Below are 14,767 nucleotides of genomic sequence, written 5' to 3'. Positions count from 1 at the left end.
CAGTTCCACTCGCGCGATGGCGTCTACGTGCATGCCTACCGCACCCAGCCGATGTGGAAGTTTGCGCTGGATCTGGATCGTGCCAAGCGCACGATGGTGAGTGGCTGATGGCCCGAATCAAGTCAGTGGAAGGCAACGCCCGCCGCATGTTGTCACTGTGGCAGCCACCCGTACACGCAGGTACACCGATAGGTGTGCTGGCGACGACCTTCACGCTGGATACGGCGCTGTTCGAAGAAGAATGCTTGGCGCGATTCGCTGATGTGCAGAGCGATCCACGCCGGGACGGTGCGCTGTACCGGATCGAGCGCGAGGAAAAGCTAGCGTCGTTGTTGTGTGCGGCTGTTGTGGCCGACATCCATCACGCGGCTGGGCGTCGCAGTCTGCGTTGGGACTTGCTGGCTGCACGACCCGCCAGCGGCGTAATGCACGCCAAGATCAGCCTGCTGGTGTGGCATGACTTGGTGCGGGTGATCGTGGCCTCGGCCAACCTCAGCGTCGATGGGTATCGCCGTAATCAGGAAACGGCGACGGTGCTGGAATTTGACCGCCGCTCCGCGGATCGCATGCTGCTGGACCCGCTGTTGGAATATCTACGCGGGATAGTGGGGCTTTGTCGTGGTGTGGCGACGCAACGAGCGTATTTGCTGCTGGACTGGGTGACAGAGAACCTGCCGCAGACCACGGCGCCGGGCCGTGGGCTGCAGCGCCGGCTGATACTGCTGGGACCAGATCACAAGAACCTGTTCGACCAGCTCGACGAATACTTGCCTGCGCAGCGACCGGAAACTGCGGATGTGGTGTCGCCATTTTTTGACGAATCACTACGCAGCACGGGGCCAGAGCATCGCTTGTGGTCGATGCTGCGCCAGCGCGGTGACGCGCGGCTGCGATTGCACGTGGCTGGCGAATATGCCGCCGAAACCGGACGCTGGCGTTTGCAGGTGCCATCCGATGTGCGCAGCAGCGAACCGTCAGGGCGCGATGGCGCGGTGCTTTCACTGCACCCGATTCCCGTGAGCGGGGTGCCGACGGAGAGCGGCCCTGAGAGGCGGCCGCTGCATGCCAAGATGTTGACGTTGTGCCATCCGGGTTGGGCGGCGTGGCTGGTTGGGTCGAGCAATTTCACGTCGGCGGGCACCGGGCTCGCACCATATCGGCGCAACTACGAGGCCAATGTCCTGCATTTCGTCCGCGCCGGACACGACGACGCGCTGTACCGCCAGCTTGAGACCGGCGGTCTGCGTGGTGGTGCCGCGATCGCCACCGAGGCACCCGTGGATTTTGCCCCGGCCTTCGACGCCGATGACTCGGAGGGTGGTGGTCCACCGCCGCTGCCAGCGTTCTTTGCGGAAGCCGAGTTGCGTGCGGGAGCTCAGGACCATTACGTGCTCGGTTTGCAGTTTGCAGCCGGCGCGTCGCCGGCTGCATGGTCCGTGCGCAGGGACAGCGAGACGCTTTACGATCGTCAGCGCTGGGACAATGACGGGCAAGCCGATGCCATTGAGATTTTGCTGACGAAACAGGGGCCGCCGCCATCACTGTTGCAAGTGGAATGGCGTGACGCGGCAGACGCGTTGTGCACGGTGGACTGGCCGGTCAACGTCCAAGCCGCCGATGCGCTGCCAGCGCCGCAGGAGTTGCACGGACTGACCTTGACGGCATTGCTGGAGCTGCTCAGCTCGGCACGGCCGCTGCACGAAGTAATGCGCGACTGGTTACGCCGCCAGCCTGATGACGATGACTCCGACGGCTTGCAAGGCGTGGAACTTGTAGATCCTCACAAGAAAGTCGACACCAGCAGCTTCCTGATCAAGCGTGTGCGTCGTGCTTGCGGTGCGTTGCAGGCACTGCGGCAATCCCTGGAGCGACCCGTGCTGTCGGAGGCCGCTTTGGCTTGGCGGCTGCACGGGCCGGTTGGTGCCATTGCGGTGGTGGAGGCAATACAACGACAGAGTGACCCTGCGCTGCCAGACGAGTGGGCGTTTTTGCTACTGGAACTGGTGTGCGAGTTGGCGGCGGTACGGCTGATGCAGGCAACTGGTCAGCCTGCTCCTGCTGCCTTGCAGGCAAAGCTGGATCTGTTCGTCGGATCGCTGCGCGGTCGCCTGGATCTGGCACTGCGCGAGGCGTCTGAATCCTTGCGTGCCTATGCCGAGGCGGCCATGAAGGAGAGTGACCTTGTCCTTGCCTGACTCGCTCAATCTGTATGTCCGGGGCAGGATCTCGCCGGAAGATGCTGCGCGACAGACGCGTTCCGCGCAGGCCACTCTGGATCGCTTCGTTGAGCAGCCGGGAGTGATCCTCGGCGACGAAGTAGGCATGGGCAAGACCTTCGTGGCACTGGCTGTGGCAGCAGCGCATGTAGTGCGCAATCCCAATCGCCCCGTTGTCATCATGGTGCCGCGTGGCGTGGTGGGAAAATGGGAGCGCGACGCCGACACGTTCAGCAGCGCATGCCTCAGTTCACCGAAGGAGCGTGCGAAATTTCGGGTGGGCGTCGCGGAAACCGGCGTCGATTTCCTGAAGCTGCTCGACGACCCGCCTTCGACGCGCGCCACCGTCATTGTCCTGGCGCACGGCGCATTGAACCGGAAACTTGGCGACGCGTGGTCGAAACTTGCCTTACTGCAGGCGGCGATAAAAGGCCGGCAAGGTGTATATGCGCTGCGCCAACGGGTGGCACGCTGGGCCGGCAAAATCCTGGGCATGAGTAGTCGGACTTCCCCGGAGCTGATAGGGCGGTTGCTTCAGGCGCCGCCGGCAGCGTGGAAACGTATTTTGGTAGAACACGGCGTGCTTGATCAGACAGCCGATGATCCGGTGCCTGATTTGTTTGTGCGGACGCTGCAGAAACTGGATCTGTCTGCAGTCTATCGGTGCGTGGTGGAAACCTTACCTGAGCGCTCGTCGGCAACGATCAATCAGCGCCTGACGGATGCCCGACGTGTTCTGGACGCTGCGGGAGAAGGTGGGTTCGCAGCTGTCTGGCGTGAAGTGCTGGCAAGGATGCGACTGACTTTGCCGTTGCTGGTGCTGGACGAAGCGCATCGTGCGCGACACGGGGGCACCCAGCTTGCCCAGTTGTTCCATGATGCAAGGGACAGCGAAGATGCCTTGGTCGGCCCGCTGGCCCACCGCTTTGATCGGATGCTGTTTCTCACGGCAACGCCATTCCAGCTTGGACATACCGAGTTGTGCCAGGTGCTGTCGCGCTTCGACGCCATTGCTTGGAAAGGTGCAGAAGCACCCGCCATGGGACGCGAGGCGTTCAATACCGCGATTACCGCGCTTGCTGGCGCATTGGGTGTCATGCAACTGGCGACTGTGGGGATGGAACAGAGCTGGAAGCGGCTGCTGCCGCCGGATTTGGAAGAAGCTGTCCGTGAACATGGTGGCGCATGGTGGCAGCGTGCCGGCCATGCTGACGATCCCGCCTGCTTTGGCGTGACCAATGAGAGGTTGCGTTCGCTCATGCTGGCATTCGCTAACGCGCATGACGCCATCCGTAGGGCAGAAAAGCAACTGCGCCCCTGGCTGTTGCGCAGTGCGTGGCCCCTGCAACTTCCACCGCCGCATCAGCACACGCTGCGGCGGCGGCGCATTGAAGGTGAGGCCGTTCTGGGCGAAACAGAGGATTGCGTTAACGATCCACACGGTGGCTTGAAGGTACGTGGAGAAAATGCGCTGCCCTTCCTTCTGGCAGCACGAATACATTCACCACTTACTCTTGGACGGCTGTTTGCTGAAGGCATCGCGTCCAGTTACGAAGCACTGTTGGACACGCATCGTGAGGTGGACGCCGCCAGTTCGCCCATCGCCCGTGACGACATGGTCGTGCCGGGCGCCTGGCATCTCTCCCGATTGCGTGATTGCGTGACCGAAATAGGTGGCCAAGGCCGCAGTCGCCACCCCAAGGTTCACGCAACGGTGGAGCTGGCAATGTCGCTGTGGCGCCGCGGCGAGAAAGTTCTGATCTTCTGTCATTACCGACAGACAGGGCGCGCGCTCCACCAGCGACTATCCGAAGCCATGCTGGACGAAACCCGCAGGCGCGCAGCCGAAAAACTTGGTTGCGAGGAAGCCGCGGTGGAGCAGGAACTGCAAAGCTTCATCAACCGGCTGGATCGTGATCGTGCGGCCGACGTGATGACGATTGTTGACGCGATGCTGGCCGAGTTTCCAGTTCTTGGCGAGGCAGCGACACGTGAGAGCATTCTTGATGTCGTGCTGCGATTCATTCGCACGCCAACTTTCCTCGTACGGTTTGCCAATCTGGATACAAGTCTGGAACGACCGCAATGGGTCGAAGGGATATTCGACAGTACTGACGAATCCAGTCTGAGTTTCCGTGCGGTGGTGCGGCAATTCCTCGATTTCCTCGCGAACCGCTGCGGCGAGGCAGAACGCAAGGAATGTCTGGCCGCGCTGGGAAAGATCCAGACCGGGTCCCATGCTGGTGCGGAGGAGGATGCTTCATTCAGCGATGACGAGGTTCCATCGGGTGCGCGTGCGCGGTTGGTGGCCAACGTGCGCCGCGTATACGGCGATACCCGGGAGGAAACCCGGGATCGCATCATGCTGACGTTCAATACTCCGTTCTATCCGGAGATCCTGATTGCCAGCAGTGTGATGGCAGAAGGTGTGGATCTGCATCTGAATTGCCGACATGTCATTCATCACGACTTGGACTGGAACCCCAGTGCGCTGGAACAACGCACCGGACGCATCGACCGACTGGGTTGCAAAGCGGAGCAGGCTGGCCGATCCATCCGCGTATACCTGCCCTATGTCGAAGGCTGTCAGGACGAGAAGATGTTTAGGGTAGTCATGGATCGCGAACAGTGGTTTGGCGTGGTGATGGGTGCCGACGAATCTTTACGGCGGATGCTTACCGCAAACGATTGGGAAGTAGAGCGCCAAGTTGAGGGGCCGCTGGTGCCGCAGGCAATGATGGAGACTCTGCGACTGCGACTTGATGTCGCGTGAGGGTGGACAGACCCCATAGCCACGAGTAGGTCTCAGTTGCCCATGGTGGCAGGCAAGAAACGCCCTTTCGGTTTAGTGAATGCCGAATATGCTCACTCTAAGTGAGCTTTCGGTCATATCGGTAAACAGGCTAAATAGGCAGACGAGCCATCTGACGGGCAGGGGAGTTCTATGAAGGAAGACCATCTCGAATCCGTCTGTCTGGACTGGCTGGCTGAACTCGGCTGGACTTGCGTGCATGGCGACGACGTTTCGCCGGGTGGTGTGCAGTGCGATCGCGCCAAGTATTCGAACGTGGTGTTGATGTCACGTTTGCGTGCGGCGACAGTGCGACTGAATTCCGGATTGAGTGCAACGGAAGTCGACGAAGTGGTCGACAAGTTGTCCGGCTATGGCGCGCAGTCGCTGGTAGACGGCAACAAGGAGCTCTACGACTGGCTGCGCAACGGAGTGCCGGTGCAACGCATCGAAACCGACGGCACGCGAGCGGTGCTGCGCGCGCTGGTGATCGATTGGGCGGGCACCAATGATCTGCTCGCGGTGCAGCAGTTCACCGTGCACGGCCTGAAGGTACGTCGACCGGACATCGTGCTGTTCGTCAACGGCTTGCCGCTGGTCGTGATCGAGCTGAAGAACCCTGCCGACATCAATGCGGACATCGAAGCGGCTTGGAATCAGATCCAGACTTACAAGACCGATATTCCGCAGCTGTTCTACTTCAATCTGCTCAACGTTATTTCCGATGGCACGGTGGCGCGTTACGGCTCACTGAGCGCCGATTTTGGGCGCTATTCCCGTTGGCGTCTGCTCGCCGGCGAGAAGGTCGCGAAGGGGCGGCTGGAGCTGGAAGTGCTGATGCTCGGCCTGTTCGAGTCGCGCACACTGCTGACATTCTTTCGCAGCTTCGTCGCCTTCGGTGGGGCCGACGGCGGCGCAAGCTTCAAGATCATTGCGCAGTGGCACCAGTACCACGGCGTGCAGAAGGCGGTAGCGCGCGCAGTCGACGCATTGCTGCACAAGAAGGATGGAAAAGGCGGCGTCATCTGGTTCACGCAGGGGTCGGGCAAGTCGCTGCTGGCGCTGTTCTACGTGATGGCGCTGCGCGACCACCCCGAGTTTCGCAACCCCACCGTGGTGTTGGTGACTGATCGCAACGACCTCGATGGGCAGTTGTACGAGACGTTTGCCGACTGCTCGTGGTCGCTCCGCGGGACGCCGCAACAGGCGGAGAGTCGCGACGATCTAAGAGACAAGCTCTCACAGGTGCAGGCGGGTGGGATCATTTTCACCACCATCAACAAATTCGCGCCGGAAGCGGGCACAACCAAGGTGCCGGTGCTGTGCGACCGATCCAACGTGATCGTCATTGCTGACGAGGCGCACCGTACTCAATACGGATTCCGGGCTGATCTCGACACGCAGACTGGCAAGACAAAATATGGCCTCGCCAAGTACATGCGCGATGCGTTGCCCAACGCAATCTATCTGGGCATGACCGGCACGCCGGTGAGCCTGGACGATCGAGACACCGAAGCGGTGTTCGGCTCCTACGTCGACGTATACGACATGATCGCTGCGCAGGACGACCACGCCGTGGTTCCGGTCAGCTACGAGTCGCGGATCATTGAACTGCGTTTCAACGAGGCCGAGAAGCAGGCCTTGATGGACGAATTTCTGGACGTGACCGATGACGAGGACGAGAGTCAGCAGAGCCGTACCGTCAGCAGGTTGACACGGCTGGAAGCACTCGCGATGGCAGAGGGTCGTCTGGACGTACTGGCGGAGGACCTCGTCGCGCATTGGGAGGCGCGAACGGAGGCGATGGCGGGCAAGGCGATGATCGTTGCGATCTCGCGCGAGGCGGCGATCGGACTTTACGACGCCATCGTTAAGCTTCGTCCGGACTGGCAGAGCAACGACATCAATCATGGCCGCATCAAGATCGTGATGACTGGAAGCTCGGCTGATCCTTCGCATTTTCAGCCGCACCGCACGGACAAGCCGCAACGAAAGCTGCTTGAAAAACGCTTCAAGGACGCCGCGGATCCGCTTGAGGTGGTGATCGTACGAGATATGTGGTTGACCGGCTTCGATGCACCGCCGGTGCACACGTTGTACGTCGACAAGCCGATGAAGGGCCATGGCCTCATGCAGGCCATCGCTCGGACCAATCGCATCTGGAAGGACAAGCCGGGGGGATTGATCGTCGACTACATCGGTATTGGCGAGGAATTGAAGAAAGCGATCAAGCAGTACACGAAGGACGCTGGGGCTGAGCGCGAGCCAGTCGATACCTCCGGCCAGGCGTTACACATTCTGCTCGATACTCTCGACGTCATTCGGAGTGAGTTCTTTCGCGGCTTCGAGTACGACGGTATCGCCAATCCGAAGAAGGCGTTGGCGATGCTGGGTCCGGCTATGGAGCACGTGCTTCAAGTCAATCCGAAGGTCGATGAAAACGGTCGCAACCTCGGACTACGCAGCTACCTCGATCAGGTCGCGAAGCTCACGACTGCGCAAGCACTTGCGGGCACGCAACCGGCGGCGATGGCGGTGCGTGAAGAAATTGCTTTCTTTCAGGCCGTACGCGTTTGCCTGATCAAGCTCACACGATCCGGTGCGACCCGTTCGCGGCTTGAAAAGGAAGCGGCGTTGCGACAGCTTGTCGCCAAGGGTGTCTTGGTCGAGGGCGTGAAGGACGTCTTCGGCACGCTTGGACTCGCGAGGCCGGATATCTCATTGCTGGACGACCACTTCCTGGCGCAGATCAGAGCGATGCCCACCAAGAATCTTGCCGCTGAACTGCTGGAGCGTCTGATTGCGGACATGGTCAAATCGCGGGGTCAAAAAAACGCGATGCAGGGCAAGGAGTTCACGCAGAAGCTTGAAGAAGCAATCGCGAAATATCAGAACCGCGGGCTCACAACTGTTGAGGTCATCGACAAGCTGATCGAGCTCGCCAAAGAGATCAACGCCTCCAAGCCGCCGGAGGGCCTGACGGAGGAGGAGTTCGCGTTCTACCAGGCGCTCTGCGAGAACGAATCGGCGGTGCGGGAGATGGGCCATCCAGTTCTCCGCGCCCTCGCACAAGAACTCACCGACAAGCTGCGCAATTCCGCAACGATCAACTGGCAGAACCGGAAATCATCACGAGCGCGAATGCTTGTGATGGTGAAAGTGCTGCTGGCCAAGCACAAGTACCCACCCGACGCGCAGCCGAATGCGACTGAAAAGATCATCGCGCAGGCGGAGTTGTTGGCCGACACTTGGGCGTTTGAGGCGAATTGAACCCATGGGCGAGATTTTTCTTCGCCGATTTCGCGCCGCGCGCCGTGTGCTATCTGCCTGCAAAGTGCAGACTTTCGAGAACTCATGGACTACGTTCGGAAGTATGTCATTCGAACATGAGTGATGAATTCGTTGAAAATCTTACCGGCAGAGAGCCAAGTCTCGGCGGCTGACGATCTCGTTTTCGTCGGGGTCAAGAGGATGATTGTCGCAACTGGGCAGTATTGAATGAGTCGCGAATTGCTTGAAGCCATCAGGCCACGGAAAAAGCTGCGTGTGATGGATCTCGTCCATGCAGCGGGTATCGACGACAGTGATTGGACGAATTTCAAAGGACCAAATCCCTCGACCAACCCCAAATATTGCTATGAGTGGGCATTTGTCGACGGAGAAAGAGTTGTCGTTCTCAATCTATGGTTCGACAGCATGGAGGTGGATGGCAGTGGGATCATTTTCCAACGTCTCAATTTCCAAAATCTCGCAACGAAGCTAGAGAGCGAGGGTCGGCATTCAAACTGGTCGCGTCGCGCTCGTCGTCTGGATCTGGCCTTTCAGGCTGCAGCGAAGTTAAGACTGCCCGTTCGAGTGATCGTAAACGATGGCAATAGGAGAGACACCGAGCGCGATCCCGACAAGGCGTCTCAGGTCAAGCGACGAATCCTCGACGACCAAGTGTGGTCAGTTGCGGAGTACAAATGGGAGACAGGTGACTGTTTGCTTGTGCGGGGCATCGATCCTCGAAAGTTTCTGGATCAATTTTCGCTTCTCGATTTTGGGGCCGCGCCGGACAAGGGAAGGTCTGAACAAGCCTTCGTCTGCATCGTGTGAGAGCCTCTGGCTCAGGAAACGCGTTTCAGAATCGCCTTGCGAGTTGGAAAGGGCATTTTTATCGTTTACAAGCCGTATTTTCGGCTCAGTTCGCAAACTGCGGACGCAATGAACCTGTCATCGCCATCAACTTTTTTCGCGCCATCCAAAGATTGGACAATGCGAACAGGGTGACCATTTGCGAGGCGTTCTTTGCCAATCCGCGGAAGCGCGCCTTCACCATTCCGAATTGGCATTTGACCACGCGGAACGGATGCTCACCGCGAGCGCGAATGCGCGCCTTTGCCGTTTCGCGTTTCTCCGCCGCAGCTTTCGCGCGCCCTTCCTTCATCGCCTTGATCGTTCCGCGCTTGGCAGCGATCTGCCATTTCAGACGTTTGCGCTGTACGCGCTTGTCCGCGCCGGTATATCCCGCGTCCGCGTACACCACCTCTTCCTTGCCGTGCAGCAGCTCGTCCACCACCTCGATGTCCGCTTCATTGGCGGCCGTCGTCACGACCGTGTGCACCAAGCCCGAATCGACATCCACGCCGATGTGCGCCTTCATTCCGAAATACCACTGATTGCCCTTCTTGGTCTGATGCATCTCGGGATCGCGCGTCCCCTCGGCATTCTTCGTCGAGCTCGGCGCCGCGATGATCCTCGCGTCTACCATGCTGCCGCGCTTGAGCAGCAATCCTTTGCGCGTCAGATGCGTATTCACTCGCGACAGAATCTGCGGCGCCAGTTCGTTGACCTCCAGCAGTCGCCGGAAATTGAGGATCGTCGTTTCGTCCGGAATCGGCGCGGTCAACGACAGCTTCGCGAAGGTGCGCAGCGGCGTCGTTTCGTACAGCGCCTCTTCCATGCCCGGGTCGCTCAGTGCATACCAGTTCTGTAGCAAGTGAACCCGCAGCATCGTCTCCAGCCGATACGGCGGTCGTCCCCGACCAGCGACCGGATAGAACGGCGCGATCAAGTCCAACAGCGAGCGCCAAGGAATGACCTGCTCCATCTCCGCGAGAAAGACCTCGCGTCGTGTCTTCTTTCGCTTGCTCGAATATTCCGAGTCGCCGAAACTCATCTGGCTCATCGCGCGCTTCACCTTGTATCGACCGAATCATCTGACCACAATTAGATCGACTTGTTCAGACCTTCCCAAGGTACTTCGAAGTGCCAATGTCTTCTTGCGCGACGGCGACGTTAGGAAGGCAGTTCTTCTTCGAGCGGCTGGTCACTGCGAGTACTGTGGGGAATTCGGCTTCGTCACTTCTTCGGGGTGGGATCTATCTCGAAACGCACCACGTGATACCGCTGTGCGAGAACGGACCTGACACGCAAGGCAACGTTGCGGCTTTGTGTCCGAGTCATCACCGCCAAGCACACTACGGTCAAAACCGCCTCGAAATCCGGCAAAGCCTGCAGGTGAAGCTGCTTCTGTGCACGTGAGTACGCGTAATGTGGTGGCCGGGGACGGAATCGAACCGCCGACACGGGGATTTTCAATCCCCTGCTCTACCAACTGAGCTACCCGGCCATGCTGTGACACTTCGTGCAGTCGAGGGACGACCGCAGCGGGGCCGCGTATTAGAGCCGCGCTCCGGGAATCCGTCAAGTTGATCCAGGGGTGGGACGCGCTGCGAGGTCGTCTGAGGTCCGTCAATTGGCCGCGCTCAGCTCATCAGTCACTGGCAAACCACCCATGACTTCCAGCCACTTGCGCGCCTCGATCCTTTCTACTACAACTGTAGTACGACAGGTGTAGAGGACGGTTCGATGGCGGCGAGGGCGGACATCACGTTGAGCGAGTTGCAGATCGCGCTGATGCGCGTGCTGTGGCGACGGGGCGAGGCGAGTACGGCGGATGTGGCGGCGGAACTCAGTGATCGCGGGCTGGCGCATACGACGATTGCGACGGTGCTGACGCGGCTGGAGAAGCGCGGTGTGGTCGAGCAGCGGCGCGATGGGCGGCAGCTCTACTACCGTGCGCTGGTCGACGAGGCGGACGTGCGGCGGTCGATGGTGGCCGGGCTTCTCGGTTCGCTGTTCGCCGGCGACGCGCAGCAGCTGGTGGCGCATCTGGTGCAGGAATCGGAGATCGCCCCGGGCGATCTGGCCAAGGTCAGGCGCCGGCTGGCGTCAAGGGAATCCCATGAAAACTGAATTCGTGGCGGCGTGGTTGCTGACGCTGGCGCTGCACGCCAGCGTGTTGCTTGCGATTGCGTGGGCGGCGGATCGCGGCGTGGTGCGCACGCGGCCGGCGTGGCGCGAGATGCTGTGGCGGGTCGCGCTATTTGGAGGTCTCGTCACGGCAACCATGCAGACGGTGCTCGACATGCCGATGGCGGCGCGTTTTGCTGTTGCGCATCGGGCGGCTGCTGCGATCGCGACGCCGCTGGTGTCGCGCGCCGTTGCGGAGACTTCCGTCACTCACGCGGTGAACACGCGTGAGTCGAAAAAGCCGTCGACCACTTCGATTGCTTCGTTGCCGACGCCGCGCGTCGTGCTGGCGCCGCCAATGTCGAATGTGGATCCGGTCGCGTCGGCCGTCGCGGCTGTGCAGGATCTATGGCGCGCGATTTCGTGGCAGACGTTGCTGGTTGCGGCGTGGCTGGCTGGTGCGCTGATCGTCGGCGTGCGCCTCATGCTGTCGTGGCTGCGCCTCGAACGTGTGCTGTCGCGCGCGATGCCGCTGCATGACGCATCGATCACCGATGCGGCCGCGATGCTCGCGACCGAAGCGCGCACCGCGTCACCCCGACTCGCCGTGCTCGATCATCTTGCGAGCCCGATTGCCGCGCGTGGACGCATGATTGCGTTGCCGCGCTGGGCGGTGGATTTGCTCGAGCCTGAGCAGGTGCGCGCAATGCTGGCGCACGAAACCGCGCATCTCGCGCGTCGCGATCCGGCGTGGAAGCTGCTCATTGCGAGCTGGTGTGGCGTGTTGTGGTTCCTGCCGCCGGCGCGCCTCGCGCGCAAGCGCCTCGATGAAATCGCCGAGCTTGCCTGCGATGCGTGGGCGGCGCGGCACCTCGGCAATGGGCGTTCGCTCGCGCAGTGCCTGGCCGAATGCGCCGAGCGGTGTGCGGGGTTCAACCCCGAGCTTGCGTCCGCGATGGCGCATCGCGATTCCCCATTGCTCCAACGCATCGACCACCTGATCGAGGGCACGCCTTTGAACATTTCCATTTCCATGCCGCGCGCGGCGATTGTTGCTCTGTTGTCGCTGACTGTTGCTTCGTCAGTTCTGCCGGGCTTCAGCGTCGTCGTCGGTACGGCGGAAGCCGCGGTGACGACAACGGCTCCGGCCGCGCTCTTCGCCACCGCGCAGGCCGGTGTCGTGACCTCGGCAGCGCCGGTTCCCCCGACTCCGCCGGTGCCACCGCCACCACCGCCGTCTCCATCGACGCCGTCGGCTCCGCCACCTACGCCACCGCCACCGCCACCGGAACCGAAGGGCGGCAGCCACGTGCACATCACGTCAAATGGCGGGTTCTTCGGGTTGAAGGACTACACCACCGTCGAAGTGGGCGATGACGCGAACAACTTCAGCGCGCGCATCAAGGGCCAGATCACGTTCAACGACGACACCAGCGATGTCGCGACGCTGCAGGACGGCGGCAAGGCGAGCTTCGCCGAAACGAAGTCGGGCAACGAGCGTCGCATCGACTTCGCCAGCCACAACGGCAAGATCGAACGCCACTACTTCGTCGCCGACCACGAACAGCCGATCGACGCGGATGCACAGACGTGGATCGCCGGCATCATCGCGATCGTCATCCGCGAAACCGCGATCGACGCCGAAGCGCGCGTGAAGCACCTGTACGCAAGCGGTGGCGCGACGGCGGTGCTCGAGGAGATCGAGCGCATCCGCTCGGGTTATGCACGTGGCGAGTACATCAGACAGCTAGCAGCGACGGGCAAGCTGTCATCGGCCGACATGACGCGCGCGATCGGCCTGGTCGACCGCAGCGATACCGACTACGACCGTCGTACCGCGTTGTCGGCGCTCTCAACGCTGCAGCCGTTCGATGCCGCACAGCAAAAGATGGTGCTCGCGCAGGCGCAGAAGATCAGCTCGGACTACGAACGGGCCGAACTGCTGGTCGGGATGCTGCCGACTCTGGTGGACAACCCCGAGCTGCGCGCTGCGTGGCTCGCTGCGGCAGCGGGCATTTCGTCCGACTATGAACATCGCCGCGTGCTGTCGGCGCTGCTCGACAAGACGCACCTCGACGACGCGACGCTGTCGCAGCTCATCGATGCGTCGGCGAAGATCGGTTCGGATTACGAGCGGCGCGAGCTGCTCGTCGCGACGGTTCGGCAAATTGGTGACGCGGATCGTATTGCGGTGGCGTATGGCGCTGCGGCGGGCGGACTCGGTTCGGACTACGAACGCCGCGAGGCGTTGCTGGCACTGATCGAGGCGCCGAAGTTCGGCAAGGTCGGCAGCGGTGCGGTGCTCGACGTTGCGAAGAACATCGGCTCGGACTACGAATGCCGCGAGGTGCTGGTCGCGCTGGCCGGCAAGATGCCGAATGATCCAGCGCTGATCGCGCGTTACCGCGACGCGACGCGCAGGCTGTCGGACTACGAGCGGGCCACTGCGGAGCGGGCGCTGGACCGGTTTGCCGGTTGAGGTAGGTGGCTGAGTTGTTGCGAAGCGCTGGGGCGGTTCGCAAGTGCTCTCGCGATTGGGTGATGATCTGCCGGCCGCGCAAGCGCGTGCAGCCTACGGGTTGCGCGCGCTGCTGTTGTAGGCCGGACGCGCTTCTGCCGCCAGCGGTTTGTCGGGACGCAGCGCGCCGACGTCAGCGGAACTCCCGACTCACCCCGAGGGCTTTTTCTTCGTGTCCTTCGTGTTTCAAGCTGTTGCGTTGCTTCAGCTCTTCTCAGGTGCCACGTACCCGTCAGGCGCCGCCGATCCCTCGCCAAAGAAATACTTCTCCATCTCGGTCGCGATGAACGTGCGGGTCTTCGCGTCGAGCGGATTGAGGCGGTTCTCGTTGATGAGCATCGTCTGGTGCGCGAGCCAGCCGGCCCACGCTTCCTTCGACACGTTCTCGTAGATGCGCTTGCCGAGTTCGCCCGGCCACGGTGCAAACGCAAGGCCTTCCGCTTCGCGGTTGAGTTTGACGCAAGTCACGTTACGCATTCGGAGTTCCAGGAATCAATGATTCGAGCAGTGTACGCACGGGCGCGGGCACACCCAGCGTGTCGAGTTGCGCCTTTGCAATCCAGCGTCGGTCGGGGTCGTCGTTGATGCGATCCACGTTCGCGACGCCGGCCAGCAGCAGCGGCGTGATGTGCAGATGATAGTGGCTGAAGGTGTGGACGAACGGGTCAAGCGCTTCGGGTTCGCCGGCTCGCACCGCATATCTCATGTCGAGATGATGGATCGCGTCGGCGGTGTCGTCGATCTCCGGAAGACTCCATAAGCGTGCCCATACGCCGGTCGGTGGGCGACGCTCCAGCAGCACGCGGTTCTCGCTGTCACGCACGATCAACATCGTGGTCGATCGCGTCGGTGTCACGCGCTTGGGCTTCGATTCGGGAATGAGCGCGGTGATGCCTTCGCGACGTGCAGTGCAATGCTCCGCTACAGGGCAACGCTCGCATTGCGGACGACGCGGGGTGCACAGCGTTGCGCCCAGATCCATGATCGCCTGGGTGTAGTCGGCGA

General features: G+C 61.3%; 9 protein-coding genes and 1 tRNA gene. 6 read left to right on the top strand and 4 right to left on the bottom strand.

Annotated elements, in window-relative coordinates; all coding sequences use genetic code 11:
- Positions 1–107: 107 nt before the first annotated feature.
- From ABIV12_RS10635 to ABIV12_RS10620, 4 genes are all read left to right on the top strand, one after another.
- The gene (locus ABIV12_RS10635) at positions 108–2,195 is read left to right on the top strand and encodes a hypothetical protein (protein WP_348059043.1); all 2,088 of its coding nucleotides are present in this window, start codon (positions 108–110) and stop codon (positions 2,193–2,195) included.
- Entirely contained in the window at positions 2,182–4,989 is a 2,808-nt protein-coding gene (locus ABIV12_RS10630) for a DEAD/DEAH box helicase (RefSeq protein WP_348059041.1), read from the top strand. The genes ABIV12_RS10635 and ABIV12_RS10630 overlap by 14 nt, the downstream gene beginning before the upstream one ends.
- A 171-nt stretch (positions 4,990–5,160) precedes the next feature.
- Complete coding sequence (locus ABIV12_RS10625; protein ID WP_348059039.1) at positions 5,161–8,277, top strand: type I restriction endonuclease subunit R; 3,117 nt, start codon at positions 5,161–5,163, stop codon at positions 8,275–8,277.
- Positions 8,278–8,505: 228 nt separating this feature from the next.
- Positions 8,506–9,105, top strand: coding sequence for a hypothetical protein (locus ABIV12_RS10620; RefSeq protein ID WP_348059037.1), 600 nt, complete (start codon positions 8,506–8,508; stop codon positions 9,103–9,105).
- 85 nt (positions 9,106–9,190) lie between these two features.
- Here the strand turns inward: ABIV12_RS10620 and ABIV12_RS10615 are convergent, their stop codons facing one another.
- Both ABIV12_RS10615 and ABIV12_RS10610 read right to left on the bottom strand, forming a co-directional pair.
- A complete protein-coding gene (locus ABIV12_RS10615; RefSeq protein ID WP_348059035.1) occupies positions 9,191–10,177 on the bottom strand; it encodes an IS5 family transposase in 987 nt (328 codons plus the stop codon).
- A gap of 368 nt (positions 10,178–10,545) precedes the next feature.
- Positions 10,546–10,621 (bottom strand) — tRNA-Phe (locus ABIV12_RS10610).
- Positions 10,622–10,860: 239 nt separating this feature from the next.
- Between ABIV12_RS10610 and ABIV12_RS10605 the strand changes: the two genes are divergently transcribed.
- Both ABIV12_RS10605 and ABIV12_RS10600 read left to right on the top strand, forming a co-directional pair.
- Positions 10,861–11,247, top strand: coding sequence for a BlaI/MecI/CopY family transcriptional regulator (locus ABIV12_RS10605; RefSeq protein ID WP_348059033.1), 387 nt, complete (start codon positions 10,861–10,863; stop codon positions 11,245–11,247).
- Complete coding sequence (locus ABIV12_RS10600) at positions 11,237–13,723, top strand: M56 family metallopeptidase (protein WP_348059031.1); 2,487 nt, start codon at positions 11,237–11,239, stop codon at positions 13,721–13,723. Before ABIV12_RS10605 ends, ABIV12_RS10600 begins: the two co-directional genes overlap by 11 nt.
- Positions 13,724–13,966: 243 nt before the next feature.
- On the opposite strand, the gene ABIV12_RS10595 is transcribed toward ABIV12_RS10600, so the two are convergent.
- Positions 13,967–14,239 carry an oxidative damage protection protein gene (locus tag ABIV12_RS10595; protein WP_348059029.1) on the bottom strand — a complete coding sequence of 91 codons (273 nt, stop codon included), beginning with the start codon at positions 14,237–14,239 and terminating at the stop codon, positions 13,967–13,969.
- A partial coding sequence (locus ABIV12_RS10590; RefSeq protein ID WP_348059027.1) for an NUDIX domain-containing protein occupies positions 14,232–14,767 on the bottom strand: 536 nt, incomplete at its 5' end. The genes ABIV12_RS10595 and ABIV12_RS10590, both read right to left, overlap by 8 nt.

The organism is Dokdonella sp. (genome assembly GCF_039926425.1).
Taxonomy (GTDB): Bacteria; Pseudomonadota; Gammaproteobacteria; order Xanthomonadales; family Rhodanobacteraceae; genus Dokdonella_A.
Note: the sequence above shows the minus strand (reverse complement) of the source record. Positions and strands in the feature narration are given on the sequence as shown.

Bases quoted from the DNA above. Each gene is read 5' to 3' on its own strand.
- ABIV12_RS10620 (WP_348059037.1), top strand. From the start codon at position 8,506: ATGAGTCGCGAATTGCTTGAAGCCATCAGGCCACGGAAAAAGCTGCGT.
- ABIV12_RS10600 (WP_348059031.1), top strand. From the start codon at position 11,237: ATGAAAACTGAATTCGTGGCGGCGTGGTTGCTGACGCTGGCGCTGCAC.
- ABIV12_RS10625 (WP_348059039.1), top strand. From the start codon at position 5,161: ATGAAGGAAGACCATCTCGAATCCGTCTGTCTGGACTGGCTGGCTGAA.
- ABIV12_RS10635 (WP_348059043.1), top strand. From the start codon at position 108: ATGGCCCGAATCAAGTCAGTGGAAGGCAACGCCCGCCGCATGTTGTCA.
- ABIV12_RS10595 (WP_348059029.1), bottom strand. From the start codon at position 14,239: ATGCGTAACGTGACTTGCGTCAAACTCAACCGCGAAGCGGAAGGCCTT.
- ABIV12_RS10615 (WP_348059035.1), bottom strand. From the start codon at position 10,177: ATGAGCCAGATGAGTTTCGGCGACTCGGAATATTCGAGCAAGCGAAAG.
- ABIV12_RS10605 (WP_348059033.1), top strand. From the start codon at position 10,861: ATGGCGGCGAGGGCGGACATCACGTTGAGCGAGTTGCAGATCGCGCTG.